This window comes from uncultured Campylobacter sp. (assembly GCF_938017615.1).
Taxonomy (GTDB): Bacteria; Campylobacterota; Campylobacteria; order Campylobacterales; family Campylobacteraceae; genus Campylobacter_B.
The window spans coordinates 12,505-27,533 of sequence record NZ_CALIJA010000093.1; the positions used below are offsets into that span (position 1 = coordinate 12,505).

Below are 15,029 nucleotides of genomic sequence, written 5' to 3' on the forward strand. Positions count from 1 at the left end.
CGGTATTGCTACTACCTCCGAAAATAGCGCCGAGAATTATTATATGATAGGCCTTGCGGACGACAAGTACGACTATAAGAACTATCTGCTTTTCCAAAGACCGATCAAGCTCGTGCGGTATGAGGACGCAGACGCGCCGCACAACGGCTTATACGCAGAGTGCAATGGCGACGTATGCTATAACGGCTGTAAGGCGGTGAAAATCACTAGCGAGCTTATCGTTTTTGAAGTCCAAGATAACGCCATCGCCGTGGATATCCGCGACGTCAAAATTCCCAAACGTTTCATTCAGTATTGCAAAGAAATTTTCGGCGATCTACTTAGTATCGAGGGGCAAATTTAAATACGCAGCGGCACGCAAAAGCAAATTTCGCAATCACAAATATAAAGCCGAGATTAAAAATTTAACGAGCGAATTTTTAGATAGCGCAGGATAAGAGCGTTTAAGCAAAGCCATTAAACGCGATGAAACTTCGTGCCGGAGTAAAATTATTGCGAGATTTGCGCATCAAATTCGGTGCAAGTATTATGTGGCAAAATTTACCCTAACAAACATAGCTAAATTTCACGCTCGATCCGCAGTCGTCTGAGCTTTAAATTTGGACGCGCCACTTGTCGCCGCCACCCTCTCACAGCGAGCCCCGCGGACTTAAGAGATGCAAAACGATCATCTCGCTATCCGCGCAGCCGATTATTTTTTAGAAAGGCTAATCGCTAGCGCACCCACACTGCCGCCTGCCTTTTCGAAAAAGGGCGATCGCTCGCCCCTTCGGTTTAAATTTTATCTATGCGCTCGCGCCTTATTTTGCAAAATCTAAAATTTTAGTGATATTTTCGCGGCTGTAGAGCTCCGCCATATTCCACGCCTTGGCATTTGCCTCGGTTACGTCTATGACCTCATCTAGCACCTTGCCTTCGATGCCAAGCTGCGCGAGGCTAGTAGGCGTGCCGATCTTATCAAACCAGGTCTTAAGCGCCAGGGTGCCCTCATCCGCACTTTTAAGGCCGAAAATTTCACGCGCGAAACGCTCAAACGCGCTTAAATTCCTATCCTTATACCACCTCATCCACGCAGGCATTACCACGCTAAGACCGGCTCCGTGCGCGCAGTCCACGACCGCGCTCATCGCATGCTCGATCATATGGTTCGGATAACCGAAGCCGCCCACGCCCACGTAGGTTAGTCCATTTAATGCCATCGTTGCAGCCCACGCAAACTCGGCGCGCGCATCGTAATCGCTCGGGTCTGCGAGCAGGATTTCGGTCGTGTGGATGACGGTTTTGATGTTGGCTTCGATATAGGCTCGCACGATGTCCGGATGGACGCTAGCGGTAAAATACCCCTCGATGCTGTGCGCGATGACGTCGCTCGCGCTATATACGAGATACTCGCGGCTGACGGTTGCTTGCAACTGCGGGTTTATGACCGAGACCTTCGGGTATAGACATGGCGCGCTAATCGCGTATTTTTGTTTAGTCTGCTCCTTGGTCACCACGCCGCCGCAGTTCATCTCCGAGCCCGTCGCGGCAAGGGTAATGATGTCAAAAATTTTAAGCGCGGCGCTCGGAGTTTTACCGGTGAAAAAATCCCACACGTCTCCCTCGTAGCAGGCGCCCGCGGCTACGGCTTTTGCGGAGTCCAGTACGCTTCCGCCACCTACAGCAAGCACGCTATCTGCGCCAAATTCTTTAGCAAGCTTGATCGCTTCGTTTACCTTGCTTAGCACAGGATTTGATTTTATGCCGCCAAGCTGCGCAAATTCTATACCGTTTGCCTTTAAGCTACTCTCCACGACGTCCATCAGACCGCTCTTTCGCACGCGCTCGCTACCGTATAGCACGAGAGCTTTTTTCGCGCCCGCTTCCTTCATGTATTGCCCGATATGCTTTTCTTTATCCTTGCCGAATTCTATCCTCACGGGGTTGCAAAAACTAAAATCTGTCATCTTCTCTCCTTTAAATAAAGTTGGCTAAATTATAGCCTTTTTTAAAATTTTGCGGTAGCACGATGGTCCAAATTCCTTGCCCAATCGTGCAAATTTAAGTATAACCCGCGTAAATTTAAAAGAGCTTAGATGAACAAAGCAGATAAAATTTTAAAAGACGCCGCAAAGATCACGGCGAGCTGTATCTCGCCCATGGATACGTTCAGACGCCCATGCAAGCGCTTAGCTTCTACTGCCAAAACGAGCCCTCGGACTTTCGTGAATATCTACGAACCTAGCGCGTCCTTGTGCCTGCGCGACGGCAAAATGGTGGAATTTAGCGGCAAGCAGTATCGCTACGATACGCAAAAATTCCCACTTTGCGCAAGCGACCTGCCGCTTTTGGGGCGAGTAGAGCACTGCCCGTTTCTATCGGTAAGCATTAAATTTCAAAGCGAGGACATTCTTGAAGCGCTAAAGGTGATAGAGGGGCAGAGCCACGCTGGCAGACTTAAAAGCAGCCTATACTTCGGTGATATGGATTGCGAGATTGCGGACGCCGTTTCTAGGCTCATATCTTTGCTACGGCGAGAGCCTGCGAGCCTAAAGCACCTCGAGCGTTTGGCGATAAAAGAAATTTTATACACGCTGATCTTAAGCGGCGCTGAGGGATTTCTCAGCCGCTTCGTCATGCAGGGCACAGCGGAAAACTATATCGCGCGTGCAATGAGGGAAATTAAAAGCCGCTTCAAAGAGCCGATCAACATGCGCGAGTTGGCGGCCGAGCTCGGCATCAGCCCGTCGTCGTTTTATCATAATTTCAAAAAAATTACCACGCTAAGCCCACTTGATTTTCAAAAGCGCATTAGACTACAGGAAGCTAGATATATCTTGCAAAACAGCAATAGCACGGCTTCTCAAGCGGCCTTTGACGTCGGATACGAAAGCCCGTCGCAATTCAGCAGGGAGTACGCGAGGATGTTTGGCATGCCACCTAAAGCTCACGCGCAGACGCTTCGAGACTAAGAAGCGGGTAAAATTAAAACGGTCGGCTTGGATGAGCTTCGGCAATCTTAAAAATTTTATGTCGAGCGTAAGCCGAAATAACTACGCAATAAAGTAGCATCCGCGACAGAAACAAACGCCTGGTAGAAAAATAGGCACGTCATAAGAGGGGCAACCAAGACACAAGAGAATAATTGCGTGCAGTATGGCTAACACACTGTAAGGGGGTATCACACTACAAGAAAGCTGGCCTATACCGTAACGATAACTGCCCCCCTGCTTGCTTGCTGCTACGCTAAAAGTCATTGCCCATCTTGTTGCTAAATTTTATAATTTCAATTGCGCAGCGTTTTATCACGCGACCTGCACAAGCAGAATCAAGTCAACCGAAACGTTTTAAATAAATTTAAATCAAGCTAGAATAGAAAAAATTTTCTTAAAAATAGCTATTTTAGCATCATGAAATTTCATAAAAAATTTATTTATACCGATAAAAACATAATTTTTAATATACGTCTAATAAGCAAAATAGTAATATTTTTACGATATTAAATTTCAGCGAGAAAGGAGAAAATATGGAATTTTTAATGGTTCTGATGTTTTTCGTCGCAGGTCTTTTGTTGTGGTTTAGACCCGAGAAAAAGCGCGCGGTTATGGGCTTTGGTATCGCGGGTATCGCGATACTCGTCATCATGATGGCGTGGGTGAATAAATTTGCCGTCGTACCTATGGGAAATTTTTAGGAGCGAGCAATGAAAAGTTTGCAAGATAAAATGCCTCAAAGCTTCATTCGCGGCGCCGAGATTTCTGCGGGCTGGGGCGAAGATGAAAGGCGATTTTTCAATCTTTTTGCCCTTGCCGCCCTTGCCCTCATCGTCCTACCCGTAGGTATCGCGTGTTTGGTTTTGGGCTTTGGCATGGGCGATAGCCCCTGCATCATGTGCTGGCACGAGAGATTTTGCATGGTCGCGATCTCATTTATGGCCCTATTGATCGTTAGATACGGCTTTACAGTCAAATACCTAGCCGCAATCCTCTTTTTAGCATGCCTCGGGCTATACGACGGCTTTTTGCACTACAGCCTCGACGGTACCGGCGGCGGCTACCTCGACATCAAGCAGGGCTTCGGGCTTGAAATTTTAGGCGCGCACACGCAATTTTGGGTCGTAGTGGTGCATTTTTGCGTCATTATCTTTTTAGGCGTGATTTTGCTGCTAGGCAAAAACGTAGGCAAAATAATGCAAAAAAGCGAAGAGGGCGCATACGGTGCGGTTCTGCCGAGCTTCGCGCTAGGCAAGATAGCCGTGGCAGCCTTTGCGATCATCATGGCTTTTAACTGCGTGCAGGCCTTTATCACCGCAGGCCCGCCGCCCTATCTAGCCTCCGCGACGCCTTCGCGCATGAGCATCGATCCGTCAAAGTGGTTTTGGGAGCTTGATCACTGGGAGGAAACCGAAATTGACTTCCGCGAAAACTGGAATCCAAAACTACCGAATTTACCGAAGTGAGGTCGCGATATGAGAAAAATTTTAACCTTAACCCTTTTGTGCGCTGCACTGGCGCTAGGCGGCGAATTTAATCTAAATCCTGCGGACGGCGCAGTGACAAATTTAACACCATTACGTAAAAGCGGTGAGATAACATTAAATTTAAACAACAATAACCCAGTCACGGGGCTTGACTACGACGCGGCAAGCGGAAGCTTCTTGCTCGGCACGCTAAAATTCGAGCTCTACGAAATGGACGGCGAGCTAAAAACCGTAAAAAGCTATCTACGAAGCACGCCCGATTGGATAATGCAGATGGAAGAAACCGTCGCGGCGAGCTTTTTTAAAGGCTCGGTAGGACTCATGGGCTATAATAAAACCTATGAGTTTTTCAAGCCCGCACCGAATCAAAGTAAAGAGGAAGCGAACAAGGCGTGGCGCTATCTGCACGACGGATATGAAAATTTCACGCTCGATTTCAAGGACCGCTACTCCACCGTGCGCGCTAAACAGCAGTTTATCCTCTCGTGGGATCACTCGGATTTCTACGGCGAGTTTTTCGTCGCTAGCGTGCCCGACGACATCAAAGCAAGCTGGAGCATAGCGAGCTTTAGCGATGCCGACAATCTGCTCTCGAGCGAATTCGCGCCGAGTTTCGATGAAGTCCTCGGCGTAAAAGATGGCAGAGACATAAGCGACTACTACGTCACGGGCATGGATGCGCAAGGCGAGTTTATTTATCTGCTTTCAAAGCAATACTCAAGCATCCTAAAACTCGATCCGCGTAGCAGAAAGATCGCGGAGGTTTATAGCTTTGAAGGCGCGAGCGATGCCCATGCACTCGCTATCAAAGAGGGTAAATTCTACGTCGCGTCCAGAGAAAACGGCGTGAATAAAATTTTTATTTTCGAGAGGTGAATTATATGCAGCTTTTATTTCATAAGACTAAAATTAAGCGAAATTAAAGCTATAAAAAGGGAAAATTTTACATAACAAATGGGCGTTTGTATATAAATTTTTTGGGCGTTTTACTACAATAATATCAATTTTAGTCTATTATAAAAATTTACCAGAAGGATAGTTGACATGGATGTATTAACTAAAAATATGGCATTAGAATTTTTAAGAAAGTCTTTGTTAAATAAAAATATCTCTTTTAGAGAAGGTCAATATGAAGCTATTGATGCCGTTGTTAACAAAAGAAAAAAAGTTTTGGTTGTACAAAAAACAGGATGGGGAAAAAGTATTGTATATTTTATTTCCACAAAATTTTTAAGGCAATGTGGTTATGGATTAACTATAATCATATCTCCACTGCTAGCGCTAATGAGAAATCAGATAGAGTCAGCAAAGAAATTGGGGCTCAATATTGCAACAATAAATTCATCAAATATAGACCACTGGAATGAGGTAAAAAGTAGCATTTTAAGCGATAAGGTAGATGCACTCCTTATTTCTCCAGAAAGACTAGCTAACGAAGATTTTATGCAAAATATTTTAGAGCCAATTTCAGGAAATATTGGATTGTTTGTTATTGATGAAGCACATTGTATTAGCGACTGGGGCCACGATTTTAGACCAGACTATAAAAGAATTGTAAATATACTAAAGCAAATTCCTGAAAATACTCCCATTCTAGCCACAACCGCTACTGCAAATGACAGGGTTATTGAAGATATCAAAAGTCAAATTAACGGTATTTTAATAATGAGGGGTGATTTAAAAAGAGAGAGTCTTAGCCTGCACAATATAAGACTACCACATCCGTCTTATAGGTTAGCTTGGCTTGCAAAATATATTCCTTTATTTAAAGGTTCTGGTATAGTATATGTTTTGACTCAAAGAGATGCAAAGATCGTTTCAGACTGGCTTAATGAGAATAATATATCAGCAAGTCCTTATTTTAGTGATGTTACCAATGATAAATTTGAAACTAGCGATGCCTATAGGGAGTTTTTAGAAGATCAACTTATTAATAATAATGTAAAAGTTCTAGTGGCCACATCGGCACTTGGAATGGGCTTTGATAAGAGCGATATAGGGTTTGTAATACACTATCAAGCGCCAGGGTCTATTATCGGCTATTACCAACAAGTAGGTCGTGCAGGTAGAGGGATTGACAATGCATATGGGATCTTATTAAGCGGACACGAGGATGATGATATACATGATTTTTTCAGAAGATCATCTTTTCCAACCAAGGAAAATATTGATTTGATATTAGAATGTTTGGAAAGAAGCAGCATGGGTTTATCTATAGTTGAAATCCAAAAGGAACTCAATCTTACTCAAGGCGAAGTCGAAAAAACTCTAAAATATCTTAGTGTCGAACCAATGTCACCAGTGATAAAAAGAAATTCAAAATGGTTTAGGACACTAAATAAGTATTTTTATGATGAAGAAATAAAAAAATTTTAGAAATAAGACACTCGGAATGGGATGAAATTCAAAAATATTTAGACACCGAAGAGTGCTTAATGTCGTTTTTACAAAAAGCACTAAATGATCCAAGCCCTCAAAAATGTGGAAAATGCGCCAACTGTTTACAGCCGATAGGTAGTGATTTTTCTACTGATATAGGTTTAAAGGCAGCAGAATTTTTAAGAAAAAAATATATAGATTTTACTCCTAAAAAACAAGTAAGAGCTGACGCATTAAGCACTTATGGAATAAGAGGAAAAATTCCCGAAGTATTAAGAGCAGAAAATGGGCGTATTTTGTCCAGATGGGAAGACGCAGGCTGGGGAAGAATTGTTGCTGAAAATAAGCATAACGGAAAATTTTCAGATGAGTTAGTTAATGCATTTGTTGAAATGGTTCATGATTGGAATCAAAACTTTTCTTGGGTTACATGCATTCCATCACTAAAGCATCCAGTTTTGGTTCCAGAATTTGCACAAAAGGTTGCCAATAAACTAAATTTACCTTTCATACAAGCTATAAACAAAATAAAACAAAATCAAGCTCAAAAAATGATGAACAACTCCTATCATCAGGCAAAAAATCTCGATGGTGTTTTTGAAGTAGGCAATGGTATACCGAATGAACCAGTATTATTAATAGACGATATTATTGACTCTGGGTGGACCATAACGGTAGCTGCCATGCTCTTAAAACAAAAAGGCTGCGGGAATGTATTTCCTGCTGCGCTTTCAACAACAGGAAAATTATAATGAAACAACTAAGCTTAAATTCTCAGGCAATCATACTGCTTACGGCCTACTTTAATAAAAACGATAAACCTCTTACTATAACCGAATACTCTAATTTAGCGACCTGGCTTTTAAAATACAATATGACGCCAGCAGATCTTTTAGCAACAAATAATATTGATATTTTGAAAGAATACGAAGGCTCGAAAATTATACAAGATAGAATTTTATCTTTGCTTGATAGAGGAAATGCTATGGCATTATCATTGCAAAAATGGCAAAATTTCGGAATATGGGTTATAACGAGAGCAGACGAAGAATACCCAATAGTACTTAAAAGGAAGTTGGGGCAAAAATCTCCGCCTATTTTATATGGTGCTGGAGACAAGAAGATATTAAATACTAAAAGTATTGCCATTGTTGGATCGAGAGATGCTTCAATAGATGATTTGGAATTTGCATTTCAGCTTGGAAAAAAAATTGCTTTGTGCGGATATAGTGTAGTCTCTGGAGGAGCAAGAGGAATAGATGAATCTTCGATGTTTGGCTCTATTGAGGCTGATGGTACTACTATTGGAATCGTTTCGGACACGTTAGCGCAAAAAGTCTTATCTAAAAAATATAGAGAAGCTATACAAAATAATAATTTAACTCTTATAAGCCCGTATTATCCAGATACAAAATTTAATGCAGGCAATGCCATGGGAAGAAACAAATACATCTATGTATTGGCAAAAAGCTCCGTGGTAATCCACTCCGGCTTAAAAGGTGGAACATGGGAGGGTGCAAAAGAAAATTTAAAAAATAAATGGACGGATCTTTTTGTAAAAAAGAATGATGATGCAATGGCTGGAAATTCTAAATTGCTTGCTATGGGCGGGATTGAATTGCCAAATTTAAATGATATAGAGTATTTATTGGATTATAAGCAAAAAGATCTGACTACTGATGAAACAATAGAAGAAAAAATTTTAAAATTAATCAATGGTAAAAAAATGACGATAGACGAGATATCAAAAGATATAAATGAGCCTTCAAAGCTTGTAAAAAATGCAATAGAAAAATTATTGAAATCAGGCAATATTGAAAAACACAAAAATCGCCCTTTACGCTTTAGTAAAACAGTAAAGCTGATAGGATTATAAAAAGGTCGAGCGGGTGCCCGACCAGTATCAGAAAGGAGGAGTTAAAATATATAAACTGCGCCGAGTACGATAAACGCTCTTAAGCAAAAGCCGCCCACAAGCACGCCATATTCGTTATAAACACAGCTTTTTGCCTCCTCGCCGCCGTGCGCGCAGACGCTACCGTCCGCATTCACGCTGCAGCCGCGAAGCATAAATTTGCTTCCGCCTAGCAGCGGTAGTGCAAGCCCAAATACGACAAAGCCTATCCAAAACATCGGCGCAAGCGAGCCGCCGACTATCTTAGTTACGCTAGCCATACCCGCAGCCTCGCTTCTCACGCTAGCAAATAGCGCTAGTACCGCAACAATCTCAAGCGCGACTAACACGACATGAAATTTATGCGTGCAGTGGCTTAGCCCGTGCCCGGAATTTAGCGTAGCGGCGGCGTTCGCACTAAGCCCCGTAGAGATCGCGGAGATCGTAAATAAAATCGGTAACCATACGCTAGCCCAAAGCGGGATCGCCTTTACGACGTAAAGCAGTAGCCCCGTATATCCCATCACTCCAAGCGCCAAAATAGCTCCGAGCGTGAGCATCATATCGCAAATTTTACTGCTCTTCTTGATCTGCAAAAGCACTAAAACGCTAACTACGATAAAAAACGTAAGCAAATATGTGCCTATACTCATCATCGAAACCGGGCGCGTGTAGAGCTGTAAAATTTTAAGAGGATTTATCGCGGCGCTCGGCGCCAAGTCAAACAGCAAAAGTGCGGTTCCTACTATTACCGCAACTGGTGCGAGCAGAAAGCCGAATTTATAAAACCTCTCGTTTAATGAGCCCAAAAAGCCCTTGTAAGCCAAAGCCGAGCACAAAAATGCCCCGGCGCCTAAACCGCCTAAAAACAAATAGATGACTATGAGCCATCCCCAAGTCGTCTGTACCATTGTCATTCCTTTAAATTTTTAAAAATTTCAGGATCTTTTAGCGTCCTTTTCAGCGCATCAATCTCACTATTTAGGTAGAGATTTAAAAAGCCCCCAAAACTTTTCCAAACGTCTAAATTCGCGTGCTCATCGCAGCGAGCGGCAAATTTGCAAAACCACTGCGACGGATGAGCGGCGATAAATTCCGCCTTTTTGCGCAGAATTTCGTTAAATTTAGCCTCATCCTCCGCCTTTAGCGCGCTAAAACTTAAAAAATAAAGATATTGCAGCTCGTACCCGATGAAATCGTCGGGAAATTTATCAAGCTGCGCATCCTCGAGCTTTAGCCCAGAGCTCTCGTAAAAGCTTCGCACCTGCATCGTCTTTGCCCCAAACATCGTTTGATAGTCGAAATACACCGACTCGTAAGGCTCGGCTTTAGGGCGCTTAGGACCTACGAAGAGCCTATTGAATTCGTAGCGAATTTCATCAATTAAGCTTGGCTCGCTTTTGCATTCGGCAAATTCGAGGATAAGCTTATGCTCTTTAAGCTTAGGCGTAAAATCCTGCGTCAAATTTAAAAGCTCGTCCAAATTTTCACCGGTAAGAGGCACCAAAAATATCTGCCTCAAAAAGTCCTCGACGCAAAGGCTCTGCTTTAAATTACGCATCTTTTTATCCTTAGTGGATAAACTCATTGCGCTTCATACGAGGATAGAAGCGGATGTTCGGCTTAGTAAAAAAGCGCTTAAAGCCCGGCATCTCTTTCTCCATCCCCGCGCTATCGCTCACGTCGCTATCGACTAGCTTTAGTACGTCGCAAGGGCAGCCCGCCACGCATGCAGGCTCCTCGCCGCGCTCGAGCTTCTCGGCGCAGAGGTTGCACTTTTGCGCTTTGCCGTCTTTGCCTTTGGTTATTGATCCATAAGGACAGGCTACGATGCAGTATCCACAGCCGATGCATTTATCGTGCAGCGGCTGAACGACGCCGTTTTCGAGCTTAATGTAAGCTCCTACGGGGCAGACGTCCATACATGCAGGTTCTTCGCAATGGTGGCACGAATGCGAGATGAAAATTTCCTTTTCGATCTCGTCTTCATGGATGAGTATCATATCGACATGGCGCCAGTTGATGTCGGGGTCTTGGTTGTGATAGACCTGACACGAAATTTCACATGCCTTACAGCCTATGCAAAAGTTGTAATCAAATAAAAATCCTTGTTTTCGTTTCATTTTATGCCTCCTGTTTTGCAGCTTTTTTTACTTCGCAAAAGCTTGCAGTATAGGTCGATCCGTTACCCAAATCGCTCACTCCGTCCGAGCAAAGGATATTTGCTCCCGTGCGAGATTTGGTGACTTTGACCCAGATATTATTCCATGCATAGACGATGCCCGGCTGCATCTGATTAGTCTCGACCGCCGTAAATATCGCCGTGCCCTTTTCATTTGTAGCCTCGACCGTATCGCCCTCTTTGATACCGCGTGCCAGCATATCCTCGCGCGTCATAAATAGCTCGGCATTGCCCTTTACGATGACGCGTTTTAGGATGTAAGGCATATTGCCCCAGTTTGAGTTGTCCTGAAGCTGCGTGCCCGGCGTCATAAAATAAAGCGGATATTTTTTCAAATAATCTTTGCCGAAATTTTTATGCCTTTCGTAGTAATCCCAATCGTCGTCAAGATCGATCACCGGGTGATAGCCTGCGTCCTTGAAAGCTTCGGAGTAGAGCTCGCACTTGCCGCTTTTAGTACCGAATACCAGCTTGTCCTTAGGCGCATAAGGGTAGTAAGGAAACTGATCCTTCATCGTCTCAGGCGTTCTAAACGGCTTGATCCAGCCTACGCTTTTTAGTTTTTCGTAAGTGATATTTTGCTTTTTGGCAAATTCCGTATCCAAAAACCGCCTGCAAACCGTCTCGCTATCCCAGTCGAAGCACTCCTCTTTATATCCCATCGCCTTGGCTAGAGCGTTAAAAAATTCCAAATTCGTCTTGGCTTCGCCCAGCGGCTTGACGCTTTGGGCGTTGTAGCAGACGTAGCCCGAAATTTGATCGTTTTGAATATCTTCGCTCTCCATAAAGGTAACGCCCGGCAATACGTAGTCAGCGTAATCGCAGGTGTCGGTATCGTAAGGATCGATGACTACCAAGAAAAAATCGTCGTCCATCACGCGTTTTTTGATTAAATTCGTATTGGGCGCCGTTACCATCAAATTTGAGTTATAGTTGATACAGGCTCGAATTACCGTATTTATCGGCTTACCTAGATAGGTCGGATTTTCCTTTTGGATACCTTTGCCAAATTCTATATAGCTTATTTGCTGGCGCTCTATCTTTTTGCCTTCCGCGTCTTTCGGCGAAAGATCTGGCATGCAGTTATCGAAGTTAAAGCAGCCCTTTACGTGCACGTAAGCCCAGAATAATCCGCCGCCAAGTTTTGTAAGGCAACCCGTAAGTACCGGCAAGAAAGTAACCGCTCGCACGAGCCTTGCGCCGTTAAAGTGCCTTTGCCCGCCGTCGCCGTGCATAATGGCGGGCGCTTTAGCATGAGCGTATTCTCGCGCAAAAACCTTGATCTGATCGACGCTTGCGCCGCACATTTCAGATAGTTCGCCATAAGTGTAGAGTGAGCACTCATGTACTAGATCTTCAAAGCCGGTTGTATATTTTTCTACGAATTCATGATCATATAGATCTTCTTCTATCAAAAATTTACACACCGCTAGACAAAATGCCGGATCGCTTGAAGGCTTTAGCTGGATAAACATATCGGCTTGGTTTGCGAGCGGAATTCTGATCGTATTTATGACGATGATTTTGCCGCCTCGCTTTTTGACGCGGTGAGCAAATCTAATCCAGTGCACTGCCGTATAGGCTTCGTTTGAGCCCCAGCTGATATACATGTCGCTCTCATCCACTTCCAGCGCGTCTTTTGAAAAATCCGTGCCGATAACGCTCGGCGTGCCCGCATAGCGCGGCCAGTCGCACGGGTTGCGCACAAGCCTCGTAGCGCCGTATTTTTCAAAGAAATTTCCAGGCGCGATCGTCTTTGAGATATGCCCTTCGTTGCCCGAATAGACAAATTCCGTCAGCGCCTCGCCGCCGTATTTTGCCTTGATCTCGGTAAGCTTCGCGGCTATCTCTTTTAGTGCTTGATCCCAGCTGATGCGCTCCCATTTGCCCTCGCACTTTTTACCGACGCGCTTCATCGGATACATTATGCGATCGGCGTTGTATAGATGCATCGCGTAAGTATGCCCTTTGACGCAGACCGTACCTTGCGTTAGAGGGTGCTTCGGATCGCCCTTGATGCTAACCATCTTGCCGTCTTTGATCTCTGCGATCATCGAACAGGCGTCGCGGCAGTTTCTAGGACAGGTAAGGTAGTGATACTCTACGCCCTGCTCGTTTTTATAGGATTTCGGTTTAAAATCCACCTCAAACTGCTCCATACCGAATAGGCTTGGAGAGGCTCCTGCCGTAGCCAGAGCCGCTCCCGCGCCTTTTAAGAAAGAACGTCTTTGCATCTCTTCTCCTTAAATGTGGGCTTTATTTCATATCGTATATGAAAACTTTATTCTCTTTGCCTTCGCGCGAAAAAACATAAAATTTGCCGTCTTTCACCGCAAGCGCTCTTGCGTTTGCCGCTCCGCTAAAGCTATATGCATCCTCAATCTTATGAGTTTGCAAATTTAGCTTTAAAATGGTCGAGAAATTTTTACTCAAAAGATAAACGGCATCAGGCTGAGCGTCGATGCCCGTGACGTAGTATTCGCCTAGGCTCCTGCTCTCTTTTAGCTTTAAATTTGAGCCGATTTGTGGAATAAATTCCTCCAAAATCATCTTATCGTCGCCGTCAAACACCGCCACGCTCCAATAATCCCTCACGTCGTTAGGCACGGACGCAACGATAAATTTATTCGCAGCCGCGTCGTAATCCCAGCCGAGGATATATTGTTGCTTTGCTCGAAGCGTGGAGAAGCGCCCTTTGTTGCCGAGATCGTTTAGCTTCCATTTATCCCAGCCCTCGGTCAAGTGCCTCCACTGGCTATTTTGTTCCTCTGCACTAAGCCCGTCCGCAGGCTCATAAAATACGAAAGTTTTATTAAAGCTTATCATGCCAAGCTCGTTTTTATACCACGTCGCACCTACGGTCGCTTCCATCTCCATTATAAAGTGGCGATCGTGCTTACCGTATCTAAGCGGCTTTAAATTTTCATCCGCAACGTAAAATTCGTTATTTTTCGAAACCAGCGCAAACTGCTTTTTATCTGCGTCGTAGTCTGCTCCCGTAATCGGCGCGTCGTTTTGTAAGCTTAAGCTCACTTCCGCACTCGGCGTACCGAGCTCTTTCACGCCCTCAAGCGCGCCCGCTTTGCTATCGAGATTAAACTCAAATCCAAACGCCAGAGCCGCTAGCGCCGTAAAAATCATCAGCTTTTTCATCTTTTTGCTCCTTAGTTTGGCAGATCCGGAAGCTCCGGATTCCAATCGAATCTAAAATCAAGCGCGCTTTGCCAGTGATCTTTCTCCCAGAACCATTTTGCAGGATCAAGGCTCATCCTAGCCGGCGTACTAGAGCCCAGATACGGCGGCGGACCCGAGACGATGAAGGCCTGTGCGCAGTTTGCGGCGATGATGACGATGAAGATTAAATTTGCGATCTTGCCTAGAGGCAAGTAGCGCAAAAACTCGCCGTATTCGCCGCTCGCGCTCTTTTTCATTATCTCGCCCAAATTTTTGCTACATAAAAATATAACCGCCAAAAATGTGATCACGCAAAAATCTACGACGATGACCCAAAGCTGCGTGTGTGCACCTAAGATTTCAAGTCCGAAGCCCTGCTTTATGTCAAGGTAGCCGCCGAACGTACCGTCAAGGCTATAATGGATAAAGCCGTTGAACATTCCCCAGCAAGCCATTAGCAAAAGCGCTGCGACATAGCCGGGTCTTAGACCGTATCTAAGGATAAAAAGCGCGATAAGGCTGATGGCTATCATAGTGATCCTCTCCGCCCAGCACATCACGCACGGACTATCTCCCATACCAAAGCCCAGTATCAAACAGGCTATGCCGACCGGGAGCGCCACGAGGGCGATGATGGCTAGCGACATTAGGTTAAAAAATCCTCGCTCGGCGGCGGGAATTTGATTTTGTTCTAAATTTTGCATATCGCCCTCCTAAAAGTTGCCTACCGGCACGACGACCCATAAATTTACGTAAAACTCGAGCGCGATCAATATCGCGCAGCCTGCCGCCGCACAGCCCGTAGCTAGATTTTTCCTCTGCGGCTTAAAATATAATATAAGCCCGCTGATCAAAAATAGCGTCAAAATAAGAAATTCCATTTCAAACCGTCCTTTCCTAATAAAATTTAATCCTAAGCATGCGTATTCTTAAAGAAATAA

Annotated in this window: 16 protein-coding genes; 8 read left to right on the forward strand and 8 right to left on the reverse strand. The window is 44.5% G+C overall.

Going from position 1 to position 15,029, the window contains the following annotated elements; all coding sequences use genetic code 11:
* Positions 1 to 43: 43 nt before the first annotated feature.
* Positions 44 to 343 (forward strand): hypothetical protein, encoded by a 300-nt coding sequence (locus tag Q0620_RS04340; protein ID WP_366125026.1) that lies wholly within the window; start codon positions 44 to 46, stop codon positions 341 to 343.
* 457 nt (positions 344 to 800) lie between these two features.
* Here the strand turns inward: Q0620_RS04340 and Q0620_RS04345 are convergent, their stop codons facing one another.
* Positions 801 to 1,946: an iron-containing alcohol dehydrogenase gene (locus Q0620_RS04345; protein WP_298783357.1), complete on the reverse strand. Its 1,146-nt coding sequence runs from the start codon at positions 1,944 to 1,946 to the stop codon at positions 801 to 803.
* A 129-nt stretch (positions 1,947 to 2,075) separates the two neighbouring features.
* Here Q0620_RS04345 and Q0620_RS04350 point away from each other — a divergent pair, with 129 nt between their 5' ends.
* From Q0620_RS04350 to Q0620_RS04380, 7 genes are all read left to right on the forward strand, one after another.
* Entirely contained in the window at positions 2,076 to 2,951 is an 876-nt protein-coding gene (locus Q0620_RS04350; protein WP_298783358.1) for an AraC family transcriptional regulator, read from the forward strand.
* 554 nt (positions 2,952 to 3,505) lie between these two features.
* Entirely contained in the window at positions 3,506 to 3,673 is a 168-nt protein-coding gene (locus Q0620_RS04355; protein ID WP_291938627.1) for a hypothetical protein, read from the forward strand.
* Positions 3,674 to 3,682: 9 nt separating this feature from the next.
* Positions 3,683 to 4,438: a disulfide bond formation protein B gene (locus Q0620_RS04360; protein ID WP_298783359.1), complete on the forward strand. Its 756-nt coding sequence runs from the start codon at positions 3,683 to 3,685 to the stop codon at positions 4,436 to 4,438.
* A 9-nt stretch (positions 4,439 to 4,447) separates the two neighbouring features.
* Positions 4,448 to 5,335, forward strand: coding sequence for a hypothetical protein (locus tag Q0620_RS04365; RefSeq protein ID WP_298783360.1), 888 nt, complete (start codon positions 4,448 to 4,450; stop codon positions 5,333 to 5,335).
* A 168-nt stretch (positions 5,336 to 5,503) separates the two neighbouring features.
* Entirely contained in the window at positions 5,504 to 6,835 is a 1,332-nt protein-coding gene (locus Q0620_RS04370; protein WP_298783361.1) for a RecQ family ATP-dependent DNA helicase, read from the forward strand.
* A gap of 59 nt (positions 6,836 to 6,894) precedes the next feature.
* The gene (locus Q0620_RS04375) at positions 6,895 to 7,590 is read left to right on the forward strand and encodes a phosphoribosyltransferase family protein (protein WP_298783362.1); all 696 of its coding nucleotides are present in this window, start codon (positions 6,895 to 6,897) and stop codon (positions 7,588 to 7,590) included.
* The gene (locus tag Q0620_RS04380; RefSeq protein WP_298783364.1) at positions 7,590 to 8,714 is read left to right on the forward strand and encodes a DNA-processing protein DprA; all 1,125 of its coding nucleotides are present in this window, start codon (positions 7,590 to 7,592) and stop codon (positions 8,712 to 8,714) included. The genes Q0620_RS04375 and Q0620_RS04380 overlap by 1 nt, the downstream gene beginning before the upstream one ends.
* A 41-nt stretch (positions 8,715 to 8,755) precedes the next feature.
* Here Q0620_RS04380 and nrfD read toward each other — a convergent pair whose 3' ends face one another.
* Genes nrfD through Q0620_RS04415 form a run of 7 tightly spaced genes read right to left on the reverse strand, consistent with a single transcriptional unit; the run spans position 8,756 to position 14,969 of the window.
* Positions 8,756 to 9,643 carry an NrfD/PsrC family molybdoenzyme membrane anchor subunit gene (nrfD, locus tag Q0620_RS04385; RefSeq protein ID WP_298783365.1) on the reverse strand — a complete coding sequence of 296 codons (888 nt, stop codon included), beginning with the start codon at positions 9,641 to 9,643 and terminating at the stop codon, positions 8,756 to 8,758.
* A 2-nt stretch (positions 9,644 to 9,645) separates the two neighbouring features.
* Complete coding sequence (locus Q0620_RS04390) at positions 9,646 to 10,293, reverse strand: molecular chaperone TorD family protein (protein WP_298783366.1); 648 nt, start codon at positions 10,291 to 10,293, stop codon at positions 9,646 to 9,648.
* A gap of 10 nt (positions 10,294 to 10,303) precedes the next feature.
* On the reverse strand, positions 10,304 to 10,855 hold the full coding sequence (locus tag Q0620_RS04395; RefSeq protein ID WP_298783367.1) for a 4Fe-4S dicluster domain-containing protein: 552 nt from the start codon (positions 10,853 to 10,855) through the stop codon (positions 10,304 to 10,306).
* Between the two features lies 1 nt (position 10,856).
* Positions 10,857 to 13,148, reverse strand: coding sequence for a molybdopterin-dependent oxidoreductase (locus tag Q0620_RS04400; protein ID WP_298783368.1), 2,292 nt, complete (start codon positions 13,146 to 13,148; stop codon positions 10,857 to 10,859).
* A gap of 22 nt (positions 13,149 to 13,170) precedes the next feature.
* Positions 13,171 to 14,067: a hypothetical protein gene (locus tag Q0620_RS04405; RefSeq protein WP_298783369.1), complete on the reverse strand. Its 897-nt coding sequence runs from the start codon at positions 14,065 to 14,067 to the stop codon at positions 13,171 to 13,173.
* Positions 14,068 to 14,078: 11 nt separating this feature from the next.
* Positions 14,079 to 14,792 (reverse strand): disulfide bond formation protein B, encoded by a 714-nt coding sequence (locus tag Q0620_RS04410; RefSeq protein WP_298783370.1) that lies wholly within the window; start codon positions 14,790 to 14,792, stop codon positions 14,079 to 14,081.
* A gap of 9 nt (positions 14,793 to 14,801) precedes the next feature.
* Positions 14,802 to 14,969: a hypothetical protein gene (locus Q0620_RS04415; RefSeq protein WP_169765898.1), complete on the reverse strand. Its 168-nt coding sequence runs from the start codon at positions 14,967 to 14,969 to the stop codon at positions 14,802 to 14,804.
* Positions 14,970 to 15,029 lie beyond the last annotated feature (60 nt).

Bases quoted from the DNA above. Each gene is read 5' to 3' on its own strand.
- Q0620_RS04340 (WP_366125026.1), top strand. From the start codon at position 44: ATGATAGGCCTTGCGGACGACAAGTACGACTATAAGAACTATCTGCTT.
- Q0620_RS04345 (WP_298783357.1), bottom strand. From the start codon at position 1,946: ATGACAGATTTTAGTTTTTGCAACCCCGTGAGGATAGAATTCGGCAAG.
- Q0620_RS04350 (WP_298783358.1), top strand. From the start codon at position 2,076: ATGAACAAAGCAGATAAAATTTTAAAAGACGCCGCAAAGATCACGGCG.
- Q0620_RS04355 (WP_291938627.1), top strand. From the start codon at position 3,506: ATGGAATTTTTAATGGTTCTGATGTTTTTCGTCGCAGGTCTTTTGTTG.
- Q0620_RS04360 (WP_298783359.1), top strand. From the start codon at position 3,683: ATGAAAAGTTTGCAAGATAAAATGCCTCAAAGCTTCATTCGCGGCGCC.
- Q0620_RS04365 (WP_298783360.1), top strand. From the start codon at position 4,448: ATGAGAAAAATTTTAACCTTAACCCTTTTGTGCGCTGCACTGGCGCTA.
- Q0620_RS04370 (WP_298783361.1), top strand. From the start codon at position 5,504: ATGGATGTATTAACTAAAAATATGGCATTAGAATTTTTAAGAAAGTCT.
- Q0620_RS04375 (WP_298783362.1), top strand. From the start codon at position 6,895: ATGTCGTTTTTACAAAAAGCACTAAATGATCCAAGCCCTCAAAAATGT.
- Q0620_RS04380 (WP_298783364.1), top strand. From the start codon at position 7,590: ATGAAACAACTAAGCTTAAATTCTCAGGCAATCATACTGCTTACGGCC.
- nrfD (WP_298783365.1), bottom strand. From the start codon at position 9,643: ATGGTACAGACGACTTGGGGATGGCTCATAGTCATCTATTTGTTTTTA.
- Q0620_RS04390 (WP_298783366.1), bottom strand. From the start codon at position 10,293: ATGCGTAATTTAAAGCAGAGCCTTTGCGTCGAGGACTTTTTGAGGCAG.
- Q0620_RS04395 (WP_298783367.1), bottom strand. From the start codon at position 10,855: ATGAAACGAAAACAAGGATTTTTATTTGATTACAACTTTTGCATAGGC.
- Q0620_RS04400 (WP_298783368.1), bottom strand. From the start codon at position 13,148: ATGCAAAGACGTTCTTTCTTAAAAGGCGCGGGAGCGGCTCTGGCTACG.
- Q0620_RS04405 (WP_298783369.1), bottom strand. From the start codon at position 14,067: ATGAAAAAGCTGATGATTTTTACGGCGCTAGCGGCTCTGGCGTTTGGA.
- Q0620_RS04410 (WP_298783370.1), bottom strand. From the start codon at position 14,792: ATGCAAAATTTAGAACAAAATCAAATTCCCGCCGCCGAGCGAGGATTT.
- Q0620_RS04415 (WP_169765898.1), bottom strand. From the start codon at position 14,969: ATGGAATTTCTTATTTTGACGCTATTTTTGATCAGCGGGCTTATATTA.